This is a genomic window from Treponema pedis, from assembly GCF_017161325.1.
Taxonomy (GTDB): Bacteria; Spirochaetota; Spirochaetia; order Treponematales; family Treponemataceae; genus Treponema_B; species Treponema_B pedis.
This window is the reverse complement of sequence record NZ_CP045670.1, coordinates 2,754,704-2,774,631: the sequence shown is the minus strand read 5'-3', so window position 1 is coordinate 2,774,631 and position 19,928 is coordinate 2,754,704. Positions and strand designations below refer to the sequence as shown.

13 protein-coding genes and 1 pseudogene are annotated in these 19,928 nt (G+C 38.3%); 6 read left to right on the top strand and 8 right to left on the bottom strand.

Going from position 1 to position 19,928, the window contains the following annotated elements; genetic code table 11:
- Positions 1 to 280 precede the first annotated feature (280 nt).
- From DYQ05_RS12825 to DYQ05_RS12800, 5 genes and pseudogenes are all read left to right on the top strand, one after another.
- Positions 281 to 1,282: an ABC transporter substrate-binding protein gene (locus DYQ05_RS12825; protein ID WP_206183563.1), complete on the top strand. Its 1,002-nt coding sequence runs from the start codon at positions 281 to 283 to the stop codon at positions 1,280 to 1,282.
- A pseudogene (locus tag DYQ05_RS12820) lies at positions 1,282 to 2,423 on the top strand (FecCD family ABC transporter permease). The gene DYQ05_RS12825 and the pseudogene DYQ05_RS12820 overlap by 1 nt, the downstream one beginning before the upstream one ends.
- A complete protein-coding gene (locus tag DYQ05_RS12810; RefSeq protein WP_206183560.1) occupies positions 2,420 to 3,415 on the top strand; it encodes a FecCD family ABC transporter permease in 996 nt (331 codons plus the stop codon). Before DYQ05_RS12820 ends, DYQ05_RS12810 begins: the two are co-directional and overlap by 4 nt.
- Before the next feature lie 12 nt (positions 3,416 to 3,427).
- The gene (locus tag DYQ05_RS12805) at positions 3,428 to 4,225 is read left to right on the top strand and encodes an ABC transporter ATP-binding protein (protein ID WP_206183559.1); all 798 of its coding nucleotides are present in this window, start codon (positions 3,428 to 3,430) and stop codon (positions 4,223 to 4,225) included.
- Positions 4,226 to 4,712: 487 nt separating this feature from the next.
- Entirely contained in the window at positions 4,713 to 5,069 is a 357-nt protein-coding gene (locus tag DYQ05_RS12800; protein ID WP_020966466.1) for an FMN-binding protein, read from the top strand.
- A 235-nt stretch (positions 5,070 to 5,304) separates the two neighbouring features.
- Here the strand turns inward: DYQ05_RS12800 and DYQ05_RS12795 are convergent, their stop codons facing one another.
- The 7 genes from DYQ05_RS12795 to DYQ05_RS12765 all read right to left on the bottom strand — a co-directional run bounded on the left by DYQ05_RS12795 (position 5,305) and on the right by DYQ05_RS12765 (position 16,785).
- Positions 5,305 to 6,351 carry a nucleoid-associated protein gene (locus tag DYQ05_RS12795; RefSeq protein ID WP_024465531.1) on the bottom strand — a complete coding sequence of 349 codons (1,047 nt, stop codon included), beginning with the start codon at positions 6,349 to 6,351 and terminating at the stop codon, positions 5,305 to 5,307.
- On the bottom strand, positions 6,348 to 9,008 hold the full coding sequence (locus DYQ05_RS12790) for a PD-(D/E)XK nuclease domain-containing protein (protein WP_024465530.1): 2,661 nt from the start codon (positions 9,006 to 9,008) through the stop codon (positions 6,348 to 6,350). Before DYQ05_RS12790 ends, DYQ05_RS12795 begins: the two co-directional genes overlap by 4 nt.
- 40 nt (positions 9,009 to 9,048) lie before the next feature.
- A complete protein-coding gene (locus DYQ05_RS12785) occupies positions 9,049 to 12,891 on the bottom strand; it encodes an N-6 DNA methylase (protein ID WP_020966462.1) in 3,843 nt (1,280 codons plus the stop codon).
- 568 nt (positions 12,892 to 13,459) lie between these two features.
- Entirely contained in the window at positions 13,460 to 14,302 is an 843-nt protein-coding gene (locus DYQ05_RS12780; protein ID WP_206183558.1) for an AraC family transcriptional regulator, read from the bottom strand.
- Between the two features lie 138 nt (positions 14,303 to 14,440).
- Positions 14,441 to 14,959 (bottom strand): ClbS/DfsB family four-helix bundle protein, encoded by a 519-nt coding sequence (locus tag DYQ05_RS12775; protein ID WP_206183557.1) that lies wholly within the window; start codon positions 14,957 to 14,959, stop codon positions 14,441 to 14,443.
- A 142-nt stretch (positions 14,960 to 15,101) separates the two neighbouring features.
- Positions 15,102 to 15,536, bottom strand: a complete 435-nt coding sequence (locus DYQ05_RS12770) for a GNAT family N-acetyltransferase (protein ID WP_024466051.1) — start codon at positions 15,534 to 15,536, stop codon at positions 15,102 to 15,104.
- Between the two features lie 343 nt (positions 15,537 to 15,879).
- Positions 15,880 to 16,785 (bottom strand): helix-turn-helix transcriptional regulator, encoded by a 906-nt coding sequence (locus tag DYQ05_RS12765; protein WP_194075961.1) that lies wholly within the window; start codon positions 16,783 to 16,785, stop codon positions 15,880 to 15,882.
- A 372-nt stretch (positions 16,786 to 17,157) separates the two neighbouring features.
- Here DYQ05_RS12765 and DYQ05_RS12760 point away from each other — a divergent pair, with 372 nt between their 5' ends.
- Positions 17,158 to 17,601 carry a helix-turn-helix transcriptional regulator gene (locus DYQ05_RS12760; protein WP_206183556.1) on the top strand — a complete coding sequence of 148 codons (444 nt, stop codon included), beginning with the start codon at positions 17,158 to 17,160 and terminating at the stop codon, positions 17,599 to 17,601.
- Between the two features lie 467 nt (positions 17,602 to 18,068).
- Here the strand turns inward: DYQ05_RS12760 and DYQ05_RS12755 are convergent, their stop codons facing one another.
- Complete coding sequence (locus tag DYQ05_RS12755) at positions 18,069 to 19,664, bottom strand: ATP-binding protein (RefSeq protein WP_206183555.1); 1,596 nt, start codon at positions 19,662 to 19,664, stop codon at positions 18,069 to 18,071.
- Positions 19,665 to 19,928 lie beyond the last annotated feature (264 nt).

Below are 19,928 nucleotides of genomic sequence, written 5' to 3'. Positions count from 1 at the left end.
ATAAAGGCAAACTCGCCGGTGTTTTTAAGCGGTAGTATTTCTACCGCTTAAAATAAACCTTCGTTATGCGTAAAATTATAGTTAGATATAACTAATATGTCAAGTTTTTCTATATATTTAGTGCAAGCCGGTACTGTCCCGCTTTGGGTAAAAAAACTCCGTTACGGGGCAGAAACAAGCAAAAAATAAGCTATACTAAAAACACTGATTTTAATCGGTAATTTCACTTATAAGTTAGCCTAATAAAATTTACGGCACCGTTATTTTGAAGGAAATGAAAATGAAAAAAAGGATAATCGGACTTTTATGTCTTACACTTGTACTTTCTCTGACAGCTTGTTTTTCAAAGAAGGACGAAAAGCAAGGCTCATCGGATAAGGCAATTCAAAACAGTGCAAACACGGGAACCGTTGTTGTAAAGGACATGAAAGGAGACGTTACTATCCCTGTCGAACCGAAGCGTATTGTTGATGCAGCGGGATTGACGGAGGAGCTTTTGATTTTGAACATGAACGTGATTGCTTCGGCTAACACCAGTATGTTTGACGGGGTATCCGTTCCGGAGCATTTAAAACAGTCATTTGCCGAAAACAATATCGAAGTTGTAGGAAATTATTCCGGAGCTTCTTCGACGGGCGATTTAAATCTTGAGAAAATTGCGCAATTAAAGCCAGACCTCATCATTATGAATATCAGGCATGACAAGGTGTACGAACAGCTTAAGAACATCTCTCCTACGGTTATGATTAACGACGACATCAGCTATGTAAATTGGCGCGGCCGTTTTAAACAGTTGGGGCAGTGGTTCAATAAAACAAATGATGTGGAAAAATGGCTTTCGGACTATGACAGTAAGGCTGCCGGGCTTTCGGCAAAAATCAAGGAAGCGGTCGGCGATAAAACCTTTGCCGTTTTGGAAGCAAATTCCGTTCATTTCGGTTCTTACTATGTTTACCGCACCGGAGGACCGGGTGAATTGATTTATGACGAACTGAAACTCAACCCCTCGGCGGGAGTGCCTGAGAATGTTTGGGGAGAGGTTGTTGATGCCGAATACTTCTCGCTGATTGATGCGGATCACATCTTCTTTTTCAGCGATGACGGTACTGCCGGAGACACGGGAAAACTTGCCGCATGGAAAAATCTTAAAGCCGTACAAGCAGGAAATGTGCATTTCGGTAAAAATGAAAAACAGTATAACATGGCATATACGGCTACGGGCAAAGCCCTCTATCTGGAAAAACTCGCAAATGCAATTTTAAATCGCGGAAATGTTGAATAATGGATAGGCTTCGGCTGAAAAAAGAATGCGGGTACACAGTACCGCACCGTGTACCGCATTGTGCGGCACACAAACTCCCGCACACAGCAGCACACAAAGAACCCTGCAAAGCGGCGAATGAAGCGCCCGTACAAAGAAGACATAGACTGTCTGCCGCATCGTTTATGCTTTTAATCGGCGTATTAACGGTGGTGTTGCTTCTTTCGATTGTGTTTTCCGTCTGTACCGGGATAGCCGGAGGAAACATTGAAACCTTTGCACATACCATCATGTATCCTGCCCGCGCTTCCGGCATCGGTAAAATCATAATGGATATGCGCATGCCGAGAGCATTGACCGCCTGTATTACGGGAGCCACCTTTGCTCTTTCCGGTGCCGTCATGCAGGGGCTTACGCGCAATCCTTTGGCTGACGCAGGTCTTTTGGGAATCAATGCCGGAGCGGGATTTTCCGTTGCACTGACCGCCGTTTTTTTGCCTGCCGCTCCGAAAATCGTTACGATAGTTTCGGCTTTTGCAGGGGCGGCGTTTGCGGCGACCCTCGTCTATGAATTCGGTGTCGGAAAGAGAAAAACGGAATCTTTTAGACTGATTTTAGCGGGGGCTGCGGTTTCAGCCTTACTTACCGCGCTGAGTCAGGCGGTTTCTCTTGCTTTCGGCATTACAAAGCCCCTGTCTTTTTGGAGTGCGGGCAGCTTATCGGGAGTTACATGGCAGAGTTTACGGCTGATTGCACCGTTTATTATTACGGCAGGCGGCATCGCTATGCTGCTATCGGGGTATTTGTCGGCATTGACTTGGGGGAAGACAGTGCCGCCGGACTCGGTATCAATGTCCGTGCCGTCCGGCTGATATGTATCTTTGCGGTACTGCTTTTAGCCGGGTCAAGCGTTTCGCTTGTAGGAGGGATATCCTTTCTCGGGTTGATTGTCCCGCATATTTCCCGCTTTTTTGTCGGCGGAGATTATAAGAGGATACTGCCGATATCCGCACTTTTAGGCGGTATTATCCTGGTCATAGCGGATATAGTAGCCCGCACGGTCAATGCCCCTTTCGATACACCTGTCGGGGCACTGGTATCCATAATCGGTGTACCCGTCTTTTTTGCACTTACATACCGGAAAGGGATACATACCTTATGAAAAAAGCATACAAAAACTGTGTACCGCTTGTCCTTCTTTTGCCGATTGCAGCGGGGGTGCTGGTCTCCGTAAACAGCGGATACGCAAAAATACCGCATTCCGTGCTATTTAAAAGCCTATTGTTCCCCGCCTCGGAGGAAGCCTCCGTAGTTGCCGTACAGTTCCGGCTTCCGCGGATTGTGCTTGCGCTTTTATGCGGCATGGGGCTTGCCGTTTCAGGCTGTATTATGCAAACGGTAACGGGAAATCCGCTTGCAGACCCGGGAATATTGGGCATCAATGCCGGAGCGGGATTTGCCGTGATGTTGTTTTTAACCTTCTTTCCCGCATTGCACATACGCACAATGGTCTTTCAGCCGATTTTCGCCATAGCGGGAGGACTGTGCACAACCGGAATACTCTACCTTTTTGCCGAACGGAAAGGAAAACTGAATCCTACATATTTCTTGCTGGGAGGAGCCGGTCTTACAGCACTTTTTTCCTCTTTTATGCTGATTATGGCTGCAAATATGGATAACAGCAGTTATCAGATTGTCGCACGGCAGCTTGCGGGGAATATGTGGGGAACAAGCTGGTATCAGGTTAGGGTTTTACTGCCGTATCCGGTTATCCTGCTTCCGATTCTTTTTACAAGAATAAACATCTTGGATATCCTTACTTTGGGAGAAAATTCCGCCTTATCCCTCGGTGTCCGTGTGGAAATGGAGCGAAGAGTGCTCTTGTCAGCCTCCGTTGCTCTCACATCGGCATGTGTTTCCGTCAGCGGCGGGATAGGCTTTGTCGGTCTTGTTTCTCCGCACATAGCGCGGAAACTCATCGGCGGCAGACATCGAATACTAATGCCGGTGTCCATGCTTTTCGGAGCGCTCCTGCTGCTTTCGGCGGATACGGTCGGACGTGCGGCTTTTCAGCCCCGCGAAATTCCTGCCGGCATCGTAATCGCCTGCCTCGCAGCCCCGTACTTTTTGTTTTTACTTCATAAGCGGTTTTAAGGAGAAAGATTTATGCAATCCCGTATGCAGGCAAAAGAATTATCCGCAGGATATAACGGCGAGAAAGTATTTGAAAACCTTAATTTAGATATTCCTGAGGGTAAAATCACAACGCTTATCGGGGCAAACGGCTCCGGAAAATCCACCATTTTGAAAACGCTGTGCCGTATCCTTTCTCCCGATTCAGGCTTTGTATATCTGGATAAAGAGGCAATTCATACAATGCCGGCGAAGATTGTTGCGCAAAAACTTGCTCTTTTGCCGCAAGAAACGCAAAGCCCTTACGGTATTACGGTAAGTGATTTGGTTGAATACGGACGATTCCCGTACCGCTCTTCTTTCGGCGGCCTCAGTATGCAGGATAAAGAAATTATCGGCTGGGCACTTGCCTGTACCGGCATGACAGAGTCGGCTCACCGTGAGATACGAGAACTGTCGGGCGGACAGCAGCAGCGGGTGCGGATAGCTATGGCACTTGCACAAAAAACGGACATGTTGTTTTTGGACGAGCCGACAACCTATTTGGATATTGCCCATCAGTTGGACATTCTGTATCTTTTGCGCAAGCTCAACAGGGAAAACGGTGTAACCGTCGTAATGGTTCTTCACGATTTGAATCACGCCATTATGTTTTCAGACTTTCTTGCAGCGATAAAAGACGGAAGATTATACGCTTTCGGTACACCGGCAGAGGTTATCACTCCGCAAACCTTGCATGACGTTTTTGATATCGAGGCGGAGATTATAAACCATCCGGTGTTACATGTTCCCGTATGCTTCCCGTATAGGAAAACGGAACGCTTATTTTAGACAATGCAGATAGCATTGCCTAAAAACGCTGTCGAGTTTGTAAAACAAACTCGCATTATTGTATGCACTTTTTCAGGCTTCGCTTGCAAAAGTGCGGCAATTCTGCAATCCTCAGAATTTGAAAATTCTTGCGGTTGCAGAATTTATAGGAACGCTTATTTTAAGCGGCTAAAATAGCGCCGCTTAAAAACACTGCGAGTTTGCCTTTCGGCAAACGTCGTGTATTATATGCCGTTTCTTACTTTGTTGCGAAACGGCAGAAATTCATCAATGCTCGAAAATTGATATTTTCTGCGCTTGCTGATTTTATAAGAACGCTTATTTTAGACAATACAGATAGCATTATCTAAAAACGCTGCCCGAGTTTGTAAAACAAACTCGCTCTATTGTATGTGCGCTTTTCGCGCACAAATTGAACGGATAAAAAATAGGCTGTTTAAAAACATCGGTTTTTAACAGCCTCAAAGATAATGTATAAGGAGAAAAAATGAAAAATAAAATAGTAACGAGCGTGCTTATGTTGTTTTGTATACTGCCGTTTTGCACAAGCTGCAGTAAGTCTAAAGTTGTTTATACCGCAGGCGATTATACCGCTTCGGCGAAAGGTTATGCGGGTCCCGTTGCGGTGGAAGTAACATTTGACGAATACAGTATATTGTCCGTCAAGATTATTTCGCATAATGAAACTTTAGACATTGGAGACCGTGCGGTAAACGAGCTGCCCGCAAAAATTGTCAATGCCCAATCATGGGAGGTGGACGCTATTACTGCCGCAACGATTACGAGTAAGGCGATTTGCAATGCGGTTAAGGATTGTACGGAACAGGCAAAAATAAAAAAATAAAGACAGGAACACCTCACGTATTGGCCGGCGGTTTTTCGTCTTTGTGTATACAAGGCGGAAAGCCGGCAAGGCTCGAAAATTGATAGTTTCTCACTCGTTTCTATAAAACACGAAGTAAGCATTGTCATGAAAGCCGTTCAGCGTTAGAGTTGAAGGGAGTGACGACACTGCCTAAACATCATAAGTTGTAACAAAAAAACTTATCCGGTATTAGTTATACAAGCAAAATTACTAATTAATTCAAGGACGCGTTCTCTTCGGTATAATACACTTTATAAAACTTGCCTTTTTCATCCGTGCCTTGTTCGATATTTTGGCGGTTACCTGAAATGACGATTTGTATTTTTTTATCCAGCCTGATAACTCGCTTAAACGACCGCTGCTGTTTTTTCCGGGCAGCTTCGGAAACAGGGAATTGATTGTCTATTGAAATACCGTTTTCATCTTCGCTGCGTTTTTTATACTGCCGGAATTTTTCGATTATCTCCGGCTCCGTCATAACCTCGTTGGTAAAATCATCTATAGCAAACTCATCTTTGGCTTTAAAAAAATCTAACGATTTATTTAAAAGGCCAATTTGATCGGCTTTTGAAACCTCAAATTCTTTAGGCATTTCTTGTGTAATAAAGTTTTTTGCTAAGGTCATAAGGTTTTGTGTATTCGTATATGCATCTTGCCGACGGCGGACATGCAAAAAATCATCAAGCCAATAACGGGCTTCAACTCCTCTCCCTGTATTATCCACTACCGCAACCACATAACCGCTTTCCTGTTCTTTGTTGAAAATCAGGCACCCCTTATCCAGTTTCTTTATGTTAATACCTTTTTCGCTTTGCAAGTTAAAATTGTCATTTTCATGCAATACTTTTAAAAAAGTATCTTTATTTTCCGATTTGAATAAACCCACCGCATCAAGCGTTTCACCGTCTAAAATACAGTCTTTGAAGTAGACAGTATAAAACTCCCCTCCTTTGATTTTAGGATGTGTACTTTGCTCGTAGAGGTGTTTTGCCAGATTTACAGATTGTTCATAAAGCTGTTCCTGATTATCAAATATTTTTGACACATAGGTATATACTTCGTTCAGAGCTAAATCACTTTCATGATGAAACTGATAAAACTCTTCGGAAGTAAAAGGAGTAAGGAAGTAGGATATTAAAATTTCATCCATCAAATCATTATCCAATATCGAACGAGAAAAAGAGATATTTTCACCTCGTAATTTATTGCCAACTTTGTGTACTGATGCATTTTCAATATAAACGTCAATAAGAGAAATCATATCTTTTTATACTCCTTTAATTTTTCGTCAATTAAACGTCTAAACTCATTTTTTAATTCGCTATCGATTTTTTGTATACTTGTAACTTTTAATTTATCTTTGCGCGCTATATCAGTTACACCTTTAAATTTAAATAAACCATCTGGGGTCGGCTTATTTTTTAATGCATTAGAAAAATTTATCTCAACAATATAGCGACCTGATATTCCTCTTATATTATATTGGTATTCTATTTTCAATTCTTCAGCAAGAATAATTTCTTTCAAGGTATCTTCCTGTAGTTCATTGATTGTATCTAACTTATTTCCTTGTAGTTGCATCGTACACTCTTTTCCTTTTTTATCCTGACATTCTACTGGTAATTCTAAAGATTCATCATACATATATTTAAATAATTTTGCATCACATTCTTTAAAAATAATAGATGAACCTATATTGGTAAAACTCAGTAAAAAGTTTACTCGCTCTTTATTTTTAAAATCAGAAAATTTTGTTTCAATAGCAATACTATCTATTTTACCTCTTTGAATAAGTATTTCTGACAATTTTTTAACAATTCTTGTTGCAACAATTCTAGCCTGCTTTGAATTATGTTCCTTAATAAAGTCTAATGTCATTGTTTGCCTATCTACTGCTGCAGTAACTTTTGCAGTACTATATGAAGTGCTAACCAGTGCTTGTTTAGTAGGCTCTTTCTGGGCTAATTGTACTGTAACACAGAAAATATCATCGTCACCTTGTGGATACTTTGGTTCAAACGAAAGTATATCAGCTTTTAAATCGGTATGTAAATCAGAAATAGTAATCATATCGGCAATAAATATATCTTTGGTTTTTGCATCCTTATCCAGTAACCCAAAACGTAAAGAGCTTAAACTTAACGGCTTATCTTTAATATTCACGATATCAACAATAGATTCAATGTCGATTGGACTAAATAATATACTGGTCATTAATTGAAGTATTTTTGTTTTTGCAGCTGTCTTAAAAATAATCCCCTTGTTTTTTAAAAACAACCTGAGATCATCAGGCAGAATAGCATCTGAATTTAAAAAAGGCTTTAATGAATCACCGTATGGAAGATACTCTATTAAGTGCGGCTCTATTCTTAACTTTTTTTCCTTATTTCGAGTTTCATCAAAATGACTATCTTTCAAATTATCTGATATATCTATTGGGATTCTTGATAAATCTCTCGAATTGCATAAATTCAATTTTTCAATTTCTATTTTCTTAACCAATTCGTTATTTTTATAGTTACGAATAATTTCATTTACTTCATTATTATATTGTTTATCATAATCTGAAAAATATATCTTATAGTCATTTGCTAACCCGCTTGTAAGGCGTATTAATAGCCATATTAGTTTTTTCAACCTTTCTTTGTTGTAGGGATCAGAACAAAAAAGCAAAACACTGATTTTCTGTTCATCTTCTTTCACAATCGGTAATATTGAAGAATTAATATATTGAGGCGGTAAATAGGTATCTCTTCGCCCTATTTTATTCATCTGTGAATTGTCTTCTGTAATTGGATATAAAAATTTTGTAACTAGTTCTTTTCTATATTCTCTAGCAGTAATAATAGAACTGATAATAAAATCAATTTGCTTATTATCGACAGTATAATATATTAGGTTATCACGTAAATACTGAGTTTGAAAACAATCTGATAGGCTCTGTATTTGTTTACCGTTTTCAGATGGAGCAAGCGAAAGTACAAATTGAATATAATGTTCAACAGTTTCCTCTATGTTAAATTTATTTTTATTAATGAGACTTTGTCTTACAATATTAAAATCATCAATTTTCTTTTTTACTTCTTCTGAAAAATTAGAAGGATATGTAGATACTACATCAGCATTCACATAAATAATATCCTGCTTATTATCTTTTAATGGACTATCTCTATTACCCCAATAATCTAATTGAAAAACTTTATCCTTCTCTAATTTTTCATCGTAAATTTTTACCTGTTCTTGAAAATTAAAGGCATCCCAACCTATCAATTTTAAAATATGCTTAATAATTGTAGATTCTGTATTTTCATTTACTGTAGTAGAATCACGAAGTAATATTGAATATGGAGTGGTCTTTAAATAATTTTCAACTGCATTTAGTGCATTCATCAAAGAGTTTTCAAACTCGATACGTGTAACACTTTCCCCTTTTATAGATTTATGGAATACATCTTCATTCATTGCTTTAGCAAACAATCTTCCTAATTTAATACCAATAAGAGGTTCTTTTCTGGTTTCAAAAAATTCATTAATTTTTAAAACAACTAAATTTTCAAAATCTTCAATTGATAGATTCCTATTTGTAATCAAAACATTTCCAATCTTATTATTTTCAAGTCCTCGTAGTTTTGCGTCAACACAGCCAACTAATATTAATTCATACTCATCAACATCATTTCCACTTTTTTCTACCAGCTCATTTGCCCAATGTTCAGCAGAGGAAAATGGAAAGACATTTTTTGATGACTTTACCTGAACAAATTTTTTCTTATTATTTTTGTATGTCCATCGTATATCAACTTTTTCAGATTCATCATTGGGCTCCACGGAAACAGTTTCCCAATCCAATTTAAAAGAATCTAGTAAAGATACAAGTGATTGAACCAAATACCCCTTTATTGCATAGCTTCCATTCATTTCATTTCTCCTCACGTATATATAGTTACCTATTTTAATTCTACAACCATTTCTGTAATATCCTTTTTTTCTTATCTGCACAAGCGGACACTACCGATTTTGCAGCAGTGATAGCGGCTTCGTAGCTTTCGATTTCTTGTACAATATGCTGCTGCTCCTCAAGAGGAGGAATACATAATGAGATATTTGAAATAATCTCTAATGATAATTCTATTTGTCCACTTGCACCGTTTGCCATTTTTTCTATTGTTTTAAATCCTATTCCTGCCAACGAATATAATATGAATTTTGGAATAACATTTTGATTTAAACGACAAATGGTAATATGAGAATCAACCGTAAATTTACCTGATAACTCGAAAAGCGTTACACGCCCTGCGGTGCCGATTCCTGTAGAGTTAATAAGAATATCTCCAGTTTGTAATATTCTATTATCAACATCAAAATGTTCTGCTGCAAAATACTTAGTTTCAAAATCAAAATCAGTATATCCTCTTGCTTGCCCTGACTTTATAATTTGCAAATTTGAGTTTCCATAAATAGGAGATTTACCTCTTTTCATTAAGCTGCACATATCTTTGATTTTCATCATTTCCCCTTTTACTTCACTCATTATTTTTTCAATTTTCCGTTTATTTTCTTCAATAGTTTTTTGCGCAGTGCCGTATTCTCCATTAACCTTTTCACATTCGGCAACAATGTGTTGCTGAATATCAAGAGGCGGGAGCGGGATTTTTATATCGGAAATTGAATTTGAAAGATTTAGTATATTCGATCCGGTAGCTTTAGACCGAATAATTTCACGCATAGACTTTTCATTGAGGATTTCAAATATGTATTTAGAAGCAATACCATTTTTTGCACGAAGTATTCCCATAAAACCACCGGCATAGTAATTTGTGTTTTCAGTAATACAAGTGAGTTTTCCCACATGAAGCCTACTTCCGCTAGAAAAACACATAAAACAATCATTTTTACGTAATTTTTTCTCATTATCAAACACAACACTATCGGAAACAAATATTTCTTTTGTAACGGTAAATGTACCATCTAAAGAAATATTATCAGCAGTTAAAATAATATTTTTTGTTCTCTCATTGGTTTGCATATCTTTATCATAAGTTACACCTCTAATAATTTCCGCAATCTCTCCCAGCCTTACCAACGGATACTTACTCTTAATTTCAACTTTTTTATCTGCGGTGAGTTTAAGAGCTTTATCAAATTTTACTCGGTTAAAATCAAGCATAAAAGGTAAAGGGATGATCGAAGCAAATTCTTTTAAATTATCCGGGATTATTACAGGCTTTTTTTCAAAAGCGGTACGGATAAGCGTATTCAGTTTTGCGGTGTCCTCAAAATCGGCAGGATTAAAAAGCGGTGTTCTAATATGCCGGATACCCTTATTATGTGTAAGCTCGTCATCTTCTCTTTCATTAGTAACGCCGAGATATTTAATCCCCTCATTCCCCTTTGCACCGCTCCATTCGTAACCTAAAAAAACTTTCATTTCTTTAGTTGCGGCAGGCGATCGTATCACAACCACCTCTTGCCCGTTCGTCATAGTCAAGCAAAAAAACAAAAGCTTTTCCTGTTCAATTTGACAAACCGAATAATAAATATGCCGTTCAAGCTCATCGCTTTGCATTTCTTTTGTATATTTACCGCTTATCTTCTTTTTTTGAATAGCTTTTGCTTTGGTATCATTTGAAAACTCTTTAATATACTCCTTAAATATTTCATAAGAGCCTAATGCTTTTTTCCAATCGGCAGTATAGGTAAAAAGAGCTTTATAATCTTCCGTCTTTACACCTACATGCCTACAATAGGCTTCAAATAACCGATAATCTTCAAAGACAATATCTTTATGCTTATCATTGTGAAACCAGCTTTGTACACGGTTTTTGTAATGGTCAGCAAGTAAGGGCTGGGTTTTCTTTTTACGCAAAAAAAGTGTTACCGTATTTGTGCCCGTTTGACCGAAAGTTCCAGAACCGAATTCTGCAATAGCGATAATATCAAAACTGCTCAAAATAATTTCACGACATTTAATATAAATACCGCCGTTACTTAAAATGGAAGAAGGGAGGATAAGAGCTGCAATCCCCTCATCGCACAAAAGCTGTGCAGCACGTTCGATAAAAAACGTTTCTATGGCATTATTTTTAACCGTATCGTTTACGAATTCCGTTAAACTAAAGCGGTTTTTATCGGCAGAGCTTAAGGTTTCTAAAAATCCCTTTACGCTGTAAGGAGGATTAGAAATCAAAATAGAATAGCTGTTATTTTTAACGCTCTTTTTGCCGGTTATACGTGAAAGAGCATCGGCATAGATAATATTTATATCATCCTGCCCGTACATAAATGCAGCAACTTTAGAAACCTTAGAAAGCCGGTATTCTTTTTCGACACCGGTAATTGCAGAATAATATTTTTTTAAATGTTTCTTTTCTACAAATCGTTTAATCTGCTGTGCATATTCGTTTAAAAAATGTCCCGCACCGCATGCATAATCAATAACATGGGGTGCGTGTTCCTTTCCGTTTATTATCGTTTGTAAGGGTAAAGACGAAACGATAAAGCGTACCAGCGGCTGAGGGGTAAAAAACTGCCCTTCGCTTTGCTTTACCCCCTGATTTAAAAAACCTTCAAATAAATCGCCTAAAAACTGATTTTGTTCCTCCGTTTTTAATTTGATGTTTTCAAGCATTTGAACCACTTTTAAGAGGATAACTGCATTTTGGCGGAAGAGGTTTTCATTGTGTACTTCGATAAAAGAAAAATCGCTGTTTGTAAAAAACTTTAATTGCTTAAAATATGTTAAAATGGTATCACGTGTTGCATCGGGATCATTTTTAAAAAGATAAAAAGCATTGTATATATCATCGTTATCAATATAGATAACGTCTTCCGATAAAAACTGCTCCATCCCTGTTTTATATAGTTTTTGCAAACGGTCTTGTAAGCTAAAATAATCATCATAAGCGGCTCCTTTCCAATGAAAGGCTAAGTTCGCAGCGTTTTCTTTTTCATCAACGACCTTTGCTAAAAATAAATTCACCAATTTATCAAAAGCATTTTCTCTCCCTGATACATTATGCTGCCGTAATATCTTTGCAAATTCGTGATATTTTTTCTGCATTGAGGAATAATCAATTTCTTTTAAATCTGCAACGGTGTAATTTTTTTTACCGATTCTGTATGCCTGCATATCATCTTCAAAAAGCCCTACAGAAGAAAAATCCTTTTTATACGTTTCTTTCCATACGTCAAAAAGCTCTTTGCTGTTTCCCGCTTTTGCATAGGTTTTAGGGTGTTCCAAAGTCTCTAAAAGTTTTTCATTATCTTCTACCTTTATAAGATGATATTCGTTTTGTATGCTACCGTCTGCAAAACCGCTTGTATAAAGACAGAGAAAACGTGTTGCCCGCTCTTGCTGAAAGTAACTGAAAAGCTGTCCTCCGTCTTTTAGAGTTGTCTCCCACGCATGAGTAAATTCTTCCCCTTGCGTTTTACATTCGATAATCAAATAGGGTTGATTGGGCGTTCCATCCGCATCCTTATCGTAGACCGTTATATCCGCCCGTCCGCTTTTTCCCGTATGCCCCAGCTGCCAGCTTTTTTCAAGAAAAATTGTGTGCGGCTCATACCCCTTTTCAAGTAGCCGGCACACACATTCAAGCACCACAAAATTCTCATTTTGGCTAAAATTGGTTGTTGTATTGGCACCGGTATCTATTTCCGGCGGGTAGGTGATGGTTTCGTTGGAAAAATCAACGGTTATACCGCAATTATACTTTTCAAAATGTTTTGAGAATAGTAAGTTCGATTGAATAAACCTTAAGTTTTTTAATACTTCCGGTAAATTTGCCTTTGTTATCATGCGCCTCTATTTTGAATCCTCATAAAATGCCTATTTTCTACAGTATAGTCGTTTTACACAAAAAATTAAAGAGGGCATGAGGAATTGTGAATTAAGAAAACTCCGTCTTTTCGCGGCATACTTAAAATACGGGGATGTAATGGAAAAATATGAAGGCTTATTTTAGACAATGCAGATGGCATTGTCTAAAAACGCTGCCCGAGTTTGTAAAACAAACTCGCATTATTGTATACACTTTTTCAGCTTCGCTTACAAAAGTCTAGGAATTCGACAGTCCTCGAAATCTAATGATTTCTGCGGTTGTCGAATTTATATGAAGGTTTATTTTAGACAATGCAGATGGCATTGTCTAAAAACGCTGCCCGAGTTTGTAAAACAAACTCGCATTATTGTATGCACTTTTTCAGGCTTTGCCTTACAAAAGTGCGGGAATTCACCAATGCTCGATTTTTAAAAAAATTTGCGCTTGATGATTTTATAGGAACATAATAAACGATGGTTTCTGCCTTATGTATAGGAAACATCGTTCTTGCAAGAATATCAGTCTACCATGAACAAAAAGACACCCCTACGCTTTTACAATCGGAACCCATAATTCCATTGTGTAGTTCTTATCATACATATCGCCTTCCCGATACACTTCAAAATCGGGAGTGCCCGCATGGCGTAAACCCTGCTCGGGGAAAAACGTTTCCATAACATATTTCCATCCTTGATGAATACAATCGGGTACGGGACCTTTGAGCTGAACAACTGCATATTCCGCTTCCGGAATGTGCAGCACGGATAAACCGAGTGCTGCCGCCTTTTGCCCATCGATACAATCATACGCTGCCATGTAATTAAAAACCGTGCAGTCCTTTACATCATAACAGAGCCCGTAACTTTGACCGCTTCCGATTTTTGCCCGTTCTTCATACGGCACTTTTTTAAAGAGCTTGTCCCACACTTGCGGAAAATCGGTCGTTTTATCCGTTTCGACTTTTACGCCGGCAACCGTAAACGCTTTCTTTTTTTCAATCTTAATTTCCATAGTTTGTCCTCCATTAACCGTTAAGGATAATTTGAGCGGAGAAAATGATTTGAACTCTTTTCCGTTTCTTACTTCACTCGGGCTCGCACCGTGAAATTTTTTAAAAGCCGCCGCAAAAGAATCGGGGGATTCATAGCCGTATTTAAATGCAATGTCTATAATTTTTTCATTGCCGTTCCGTAAATCGGCGGCGGCGCGGCTGAGCTTTCTGAAACGGAGGTACTCATTGAGCGGGTAACCGACAAGTATCGAAAAGAGCCTACTGAATAACGGATAAGAATAATGAGAAAGGCGCGCGACTTCTTTTTCATCAAGCTCCGTATCAAGAGTACGTTCGAGATAGTCCATTGTTCCGTTAAATGATTGTATACTGTTCATAGTTATTTTCCCGCTGTTTTATAACGCCGTTTTTTACCGGCATTACTTTATCAGTATTATGGAGAGTATATAAAAAAATAAAACCGCCGTCCCGATATTTTTTGTACAAAATTCATTGTGCGTCTTAAGAGCGCAATTTTAACTGCGACTTCCCCTGTATTTTTTTAACGCTTTTTTTATATCTTTGATTGCCCAATCGTAGTGGCTGGAAGTTGCGGAAACGCAGTAGCTTCCCAACGTAGTCGTTCCCGTCCAGTTAAAATATTTTTTTGAAAAAAGCTCATCATTGGAAAAACCTTCGATGAGCTTCATAACTTCTTTATGAGTTTTTTTGAGCATTTTTTGCGAATCGCCATAAGGCGTGTTTTGATGCTTTTTCCAAAACTCAATATTCATTGCAGGATAGGTTTTCCAATTATACGGTTCGGGTAAAAACGGTTTTGCCTTTTCCTTTGTATTCGATGTAACCCAATCAATGAGCAGGCAGTGCCATTCATAAAGATGAGTCAGCACATCGCGCACATTTTTATCGCGTTCGTTCGGTACAATATCGGCGGTTTGTTCGGCCTCGCTCATTCCGTCAATGAGCTCCCACAAGGTTGCAAACTGCAATTCGGCGGCTTCCAATAAATCTTTTTTTGTTGCAGGTCTCGACATAGTTTTCTCCTATAATAAGTTTTTCCAGGAAACTCCAGAGCCTTGCGGCTTTGTTTTGCAAGGAAGTATCGGCTATTTTCTTTTACTTCCTTTTAGTGATTTTATTTAGTTGTTTTACTTTGACAAACCGGGGATTGCTTAATCAAAAAATTTTAATAAATCTCTTTTGGGTTTTATCGCATACATATCCAATATTTCCATAGAATTTGTGTGCCTCTACCCTTGTTTCTCCTGAGTTTAATCTAATAAATTTAATTGATTTTTTTTGTGCATTCAATTCTAAATGCTCCATCAGTTTCTTTCCAATACCTTTTCCTTGAAACTCTGGCAAAACAGCCAATCCTAGAATGTTCAAACCATCCTCTGAGTAAAGGCTCTCATAAATCTCAGCCTCTATAAAACCAACAACTTTATGTGAATCCTCATCCTCATAAACATAAATCCAATGATGATTTATATCGTTCGACAGTTTAGCGATTTGCCTAACCACTAACTCAGTAGAAGCTATGTATCCTAAAGAAATATCGCATATTTTCTGTATTGATTGAGCATCTTCTTTTTTTATGTTTCTAATCATTTCAGCACCTTACAACTTCTAATTTATCAATTTCTCATTCATCTTATTATATCGCTTTTCCTACATTTTGTCATTTAATCAAGCTGAATATTTGTTCTTGCAACCACTGTGTTTTTTCTTAATCCGCTAAAGCGGATAGCGAATCAAATCCTATAATAAGTTTTTGCAAGCGGTTTATAAACAAACCGCATAAAATAAGCGATGTTTTGTGTGTCGCACAAAACTTAAAAATAAACAGTAAGGCTCAATTTCTGCCGAACTATTTATCATATCTCCTTGTAAAAATATGTAGTCTATTATACTACATCAACCTGTCAGGGAGTGTCAGGTTAAAAAAAAGAATTTAAACTTTTCTATGCCTTTTCATAATCCCTTCTGCAAGACGGGAGATTTCTTCTTTTAAACTTTCCGGTTCAAGGATTTCTACTTCGGTGCCGAGCGACAGGATAAAACCGAAGCCCCACGAGTCAAGGGGAATATCGGCATTGAGGGTATATGAGCCGTCCGAATTTTTTGTGATACGTTCCGGAGGAAATTCATCGTAGAGTCTGTAGGCAGTTTGCGCGGTACATTTTAATTTAATGGTTGTAAGGAGAGGAGGGGCTGCCTCTTTATCGTCAGGTATTTTATCAAGTAAGTCCGCACGGTTAAATGTTTTTAAAGTCTTTATAATAGAAAGAATACGGGTTAATCTAAAAAGTCTGTAGGCATTTTTTTCCGTACAATAGCACTCGGCATACCAAGCCTTCGATTTATACAAAAGGCGCAAGGGGTAGACGGTACGCTCACTTTTTTCTCCGTAAGAGCTGAGGTATTCCAGCTTGACGGCTCTTCTTTCCAAAATTGCCTGTTTGAGGGTTTCAAAAACTTGATGATCGTTTTTGTTTTCCCAGCGTGAATAATCGACCATAATCCAATCGGCATTTTTTTGAAAAATTGCGGATAAACGGTTTACGATAGATTCGGTATGTATCTCATCAACCGGTGAAAGGCATTGCAAAGCAAGCAGTATTTTTTCTTGTTCTTCTTTTGTCAAAATCGATTTATTGATTACGTAGCTTTCATCAATAAAAATACCGCCGCCTGTACCCTGCATTGTATACACGGGGATTCCTGCACTGCTCAAAATATCTATGTCACGGTAAATAGTACGAACCGATACGCCGAATTTTTTTGCAAGTTCTTGTGCAGCTGTCTGCTTTCGGTTGAGGAGGATAAATACAATTTCAAAAAGTCTTTCCGAGCGCATAGGTAAATCTATTCTAAAATTCCGATTCTTTTGCGAAAACTTATGTTTTGTTTTCCTTTATTATATAATTTTCAAGAAGAGTTTTCAATAATACTGAATTGCAAGCTGCCGTTAGACGGGATAATTGTTATTAAAAAATGTGCATCATTAGAGATTGGAAAGGCGGCACACCGGTACATAAAACGATACTTATCCGTACGGCTTTATGTACCTATCCGCCCGGCTCCCCCTGCTTCCATTCCGATATTTTTTTTCGTTAAACGCATTGATATGAATTTTTTATTCAATTAAACTTATTTACAAAAGATAACATAAAAAGCGAGGAATATAATTTTAAATACGTGTATTCTATCTCTTATAAGAGGTCAAATTATGAAATGGTTAGAAAAATTAAACAATGCGCTATCATATATTGAAGAACACTTGGAAGATGAAATTTCATTTGAAAAAGCGGCGCACGCAGCGTGCTGCTCCGTCTACTATTTTCAAAGAATTTTTTCTTATGTAGCAGGAGTTTCTTTGTCCGAATATATTCGTCGTAGAAGAATGACGCAAGCGGGATTTGAACTACAACGAACGGGACAGAAAGTGATAGATGTTGCACTTAAATACGGTTATTCATCACCGACATCATTTAATCGTGCTTTTCAGAGTGTTCACGGAATAGCTCCTTTTGAAGCTAAGAACATCGGAAGTAAATTAAATGCTTATCCGGCTATACAATTTTCAGTCAAGGTAACGGGAGGAAATGGTATTGCCTATCATATTGAAAAAAAAGAAGCAATACGCATTGTTGGGATAAGGACACAGTTGTAATTGCTGATGGTGATAAAAGAATAGTCATTTTCTTTTATGCGTAAAGCCCGTTCCTATAAATTCGACAGTTGAAAAAATCTTCAGATTTTGAGACTGTCGAATTCCTGTGCTTTTGTAAGGCGTTAGCCTGAAAAAGCACATACAATCCGCAAGTTTGCTTCGCAAACTTGACAGTGTTTTTAAGCGGCGCTATTTGAGCCGCTTAAAATAAACCTTCCTTAAAATGCAACAGTTGAACAAAGTTTGAACTTTGGAAACTGTTGCATTCGTGCGCGAAAAGCGCACATACAATATTGCGAGTTTGTTTTACAAACTCGGGCAGCGTTTTCAGACAATGCCATCTGCATTGTCTGAAACAAGCGTTACAATTCATTCCGCACGGGGCGAACATACTCGTATCAATTTCTTTCGGCATTTTCACGGTCAGCCGTATCCTTTTCTTACTCTTGCGGATTTATTCCGTCGGTTTACGCTTCTTCAATTATCCACTCACCGACGGTTTTCTCTTCGGCATTAAAACTTACTCCGATTAACACGATTTTTTTGTTTCCCGCCCTGTACCGTTCCGCATAGTTTTTTTCCTTGATTTGCTGCAAGGCGGCAGCTGCGGAATCTTTTAACTTGAATTCAAAAATATACACCGCCGTTTCGGTTTCTACCGTACAGTCGCTCCTTCCCGTTGATGACGGAGTTTCCGTTTTTACAAACTGCCCCATCAGTGCAAAGACTAAGTATACGCATATTTGAAAATTGTGTTCCCTTAACGCAATGCTTTCCGTACTTTCTTTTTTTACCGTGTCGTAAGGTACGCTCGCCATTATCGATTTTAACCGCTGCATAAATTCGTTTACCTTGCCGGCTCGTAAGTCTTTAGTAAATGTAACAACGCTAAACGCCGTATCGGAAAAGTTTACATTTGAATAAGCGGGCAAAAGGTTATATAAGAAACCGTAGCGCACTTCGTCATTGGGAAAGCCCAAGCGGTATATCTTATAATCGGTATCATAATCTTTTATTGTCAAATATCCCGCTTGAAATAAAATAGGAATTGCCGAACCTGAGTTCGCCCGGTAATCGGATAAACCGGCGGCATCCATTTCCACATGTCCGTCCAAGTCGGGAATATTATAGGAACAATCTTTTAAAGAGTTTACCAAAAAAGTCGGTGTGCCCGTTTCAAACCAATAATTTCCCAATTCTTTTTTTGCAAATGCATTTATTACACTAAACGGATTATACACATTTTCACCTGCTTGATGAAACCGATAGCCGTCATATTTTTGTTTTAACTGCAACACTATTTCATCATAAGAACAAGCCGCTTTTTCCTGTAATATCTTAATTTCAGGTTCAAATATTTTTTCAAGTTCCGTTTGTGTAAGTCCGCATACGGAGCTGAAATCTTCTTCAAAACTTATATCGCGTAAATTATTTAAGTCGCTGAAAATACTTACCTTACTGAATTTTGTAACACCGGTTAAAAAGGCGAACCGTACATATTGGTCTACACTTTTTAACACCGAGTAAAATGCCTTGAGTGTTGCGCGGTATTCTTCATTTAATGTTTCGTTTACATTCATTGTTTGTAAAAGCGGTTTATCGTATTCGTCTACAAGCACAACAACCTGCTTTCCGGTTTTTTCATACGCTCTTTCAAGGAGTTTTTGAAACCGTAAAGCCGGTGTGTCCGATATGCCGCCGTAGATTTCTTCATATCTGCTTAACTCAAAATTAAGCCGCGCTTTTAAATCGTCCTTTGAGTTAAACTCCCCGACATTAAAATCAAAATAAAAAACGGGATATTCCTGCCACGGCTCATCTGTTGCATTTTCATATTGCTCGACTGCAAGCTGTTTGAATAATTCTTTTTGCCCTAAAAAGTATGCTTTTAACGTCGAAAGAAAAAGACTTTTACCGAAGCGGCGCGGGCGGCTTAAAAAATATACCTTGCCTGAATTTGCGAGTTTAGGAATAAATGCGGTTTTATCGACATAAAGAAATTCTTTTTCGCGTAAATCTTTAAAACTTTGTACGCCGATAGGCAGTTTTCGGTTAAAATCCATAAGCGTCCCTCTGCCGTTATTATAGCATATTTTTCAGGATTGTAAAAGAAGAGTTCTTTATAGAAATTGCCGATATAATCATACCGTTTGTTCAGCCGGTTTTACAAATCCTGTTTCCGTCTTTTTATCCGTGTCGGTTCTCGGTGTTTTTATTATAAGTTTTCTATTGGCCGCTTCATCAGTTTCACCGTTCCCAAAGCGATTGCAAACAGGAGCCGCAATCTAAGCCCCTACGCCTTCACGGACAGGACGTTCGTTAGAAGA

Excerpts from the sequence above, each read along its gene's own strand:
- DYQ05_RS12775 (WP_206183557.1), bottom strand. The coding sequence starts at position 14,959 with ATGTCGAGACCTGCAACAAAAAAAGATTTATTGGAAGCCGCCGAATTG.
- DYQ05_RS12760 (WP_206183556.1), top strand. The coding sequence starts at position 17,158 with ATGAAATGGTTAGAAAAATTAAACAATGCGCTATCATATATTGAAGAA.
- DYQ05_RS12780 (WP_206183558.1), bottom strand. The coding sequence starts at position 14,302 with ATGAACAGTATACAATCATTTAACGGAACAATGGACTATCTCGAACGT.
- DYQ05_RS12770 (WP_024466051.1), bottom strand. The coding sequence starts at position 15,536 with ATGATTAGAAACATAAAAAAAGAAGATGCTCAATCAATACAGAAAATA.
- DYQ05_RS12800 (WP_020966466.1), top strand. The coding sequence starts at position 4,713 with ATGAAAAATAAAATAGTAACGAGCGTGCTTATGTTGTTTTGTATACTG.
- DYQ05_RS12795 (WP_024465531.1), bottom strand. The coding sequence starts at position 6,351 with ATGATTTCTCTTATTGACGTTTATATTGAAAATGCATCAGTACACAAA.
- DYQ05_RS12810 (WP_206183560.1), top strand. The coding sequence starts at position 2,420 with ATGAAAAAAGCATACAAAAACTGTGTACCGCTTGTCCTTCTTTTGCCG.
- DYQ05_RS12790 (WP_024465530.1), bottom strand. The coding sequence starts at position 9,008 with ATGAATGGAAGCTATGCAATAAAGGGGTATTTGGTTCAATCACTTGTA.
- DYQ05_RS12785 (WP_020966462.1), bottom strand. The coding sequence starts at position 12,891 with ATGATAACAAAGGCAAATTTACCGGAAGTATTAAAAAACTTAAGGTTT.
- DYQ05_RS12825 (WP_206183563.1), top strand. The coding sequence starts at position 281 with ATGAAAAAAAGGATAATCGGACTTTTATGTCTTACACTTGTACTTTCT.
- DYQ05_RS12755 (WP_206183555.1), bottom strand. The coding sequence starts at position 19,664 with ATGGATTTTAACCGAAAACTGCCTATCGGCGTACAAAGTTTTAAAGAT.
- DYQ05_RS12805 (WP_206183559.1), top strand. The coding sequence starts at position 3,428 with ATGCAATCCCGTATGCAGGCAAAAGAATTATCCGCAGGATATAACGGC.
- DYQ05_RS12765 (WP_194075961.1), bottom strand. The coding sequence starts at position 16,785 with ATGCGCTCGGAAAGACTTTTTGAAATTGTATTTATCCTCCTCAACCGA.